The organism is Pedobacter sp. HMWF019 (genome assembly GCF_003061025.1).
Taxonomy (GTDB): domain Bacteria; phylum Bacteroidota; class Bacteroidia; order Sphingobacteriales; family Sphingobacteriaceae; genus Pedobacter.
In genome coordinates this window covers 1-1,770 of sequence record NZ_QAIL01000411.1, presented here as the reverse complement: position 1 = coordinate 1,770, position 1,770 = coordinate 1, and the positions used below count along the sequence as shown (strand labels likewise).

The following is a 1,770-nucleotide window of genomic DNA, read 5'->3' as shown; positions in this document are numbered from 1 at the left end:
TTTCTGTTCATTATCCATCCAGAAAGGTTTTTCATTCGTTTTCTTTACAATCAGAACAGTTTTATTTTTAATGGTATAAGTAAGAGGCTGTTCCTTAAAACAGAGGTCGAGTACGCGCCTGACATCAAGATCATGTACGTCCAGGGTAATCGGCTTTGCATCTTTTAAGGTTTGGTTATTATACAGAAAATCATAATCTGTTTGTTTTCTGATTTGTGCAATCACTTCAGAAAATGAAGCATTACGTGTAGTTACGCTAATTTTTTGCGCATAGGTCTCCGCTTTTATTTGAAAAAACGTAACTGCTAATAAAAGGACAGTCAATTTCATTTTGAGACAAAAATTGGAATATACATAGGCATCCCTTCTGAAAAGTAATTCAGTTATTTTTTTATACATTTGGTTGTTAGGTTTAATTTAGTCTATTTGGTTAGCTTAATTAACATGACATGATCCAGCTTTACAGCTGATAGACCAAGGATGCTTCCAACGTCCTTGGTTCTTAATCATAAGTTCAGATTTAGTTTAATTTTTTTCTATAATTCCTCCTTTTTCTATAATGACAGTTAGTCTGAAACAATTATTTTTTTATTTTCTATTTTAAAGTGTACCTGACCAATTTGTTCTAGATTTTTTAAAATCTCCAGCAAATTTGAAGAGCGGGAAAAAGTACCTCCAAATTTGTCGTGCCTTTTATAAAGATGAGTATCAACATCCAAATCGTACCACCGGCTCAGCATCTTCATAATACTCTCGATCCCCTGCCCATCAAACAAAAAGTATCCATTTTTCCAGGAAACAGCAACATCAGAGTTTACTGCAGCAATACTAATTGCTCCCTTATCCTTAAATACAGTGGCCTGTTCTCCTGGATGCAGTAAATCAGACTGACTAGAGGTAAGATTTCTGATTTTAACACTTCCAGAAACCAACGTCGTAGTAATTCCCGCATCATCAGAATAACCTTTCACATTAAAATGAGTGCCCAGCACGGTGATTTCCTGATTGCCGGTCAAGACCTTAAATGGTTTACGTTGATTATGCGCAACCTCAAAATAAGCTTCTCCATTAACCACAACACTTCTTTCCTCACCATAAAACGAAACCGGATAGGTTATTGAAGATGCCGCATTTAGCCAAACTTTAGTTCCGTCTGACAATATAAGTTGATATTCGCCACCTCTGGGAGTACTTACCGTATTGTAAGTTAATTTGGAGCCTTCATTTCTGTAAGAATTATTAGTTGAATGATCGTAGACCAATTGTCCTTTTGCAGTCTTGCTCACAACCATTCCATTCTGGTCTGCTATTTTTCCGCTTTTTGTATCGGTAAGCTGGATGGATTTTCCATTTGAAAGAATCAGGAAGGCTCTGTTCCCTCCCGGCCTGAAGTCATGATTCTTCATTTTTACCAAGGCCTGTTCTGCTTTAACACTTTGTTTTGCATGATAGGCAAAATAAAAAAGGGATAAAAAACCAGCAAGGAAGATAATTGCCGCTGCAATTCCAATCCATCTGCGTTGTTTTTCAGGCCTAGAGTCCAATTTCGAAAGGGATTGCCAGACTTCTTCTTTAACAATCTCAAGATCCTCATGCTCTACTTTTAGAGGACTGGGCTGCCACTGCAGGTACCAAATTTCCAATAATACCAATTCTTCAGGCTCAATTTGACCATTTCTAAATTTTTCCAGTAGATTCTGTAAGTTTATTTTCTGCATTTATTACTTCTAAGCCATCTATTATATAGACAGTGAGCATACAGGGTATGGG

The 1,770-nt window shown here is 36.7% G+C and carries 2 protein-coding genes; both read right to left on the bottom strand.

Annotation, left to right across the window (positions count from 1 at the left end):
- A partial coding sequence (locus DBR11_RS22145) for an STN domain-containing protein (RefSeq protein WP_199233920.1) occupies nucleotides 1-399 on the bottom strand: 399 nt, incomplete at its 3' end.
- 167 nt (nucleotides 400-566) lie between these two features.
- Complete coding sequence (locus tag DBR11_RS22140; protein ID WP_108554791.1) at nucleotides 567-1,718, bottom strand: FecR family protein; 1,152 nt, start codon at nucleotides 1,716-1,718, stop codon at nucleotides 567-569.
- Nucleotides 1,719-1,770: the final 52 nt, after the last annotated feature.

Excerpts from the sequence above, each read along its gene's own strand:
- DBR11_RS22140 (WP_108554791.1), bottom strand. The coding sequence starts at position 1,718 with ATGCAGAAAATAAACTTACAGAATCTACTGGAAAAATTTAGAAATGGT.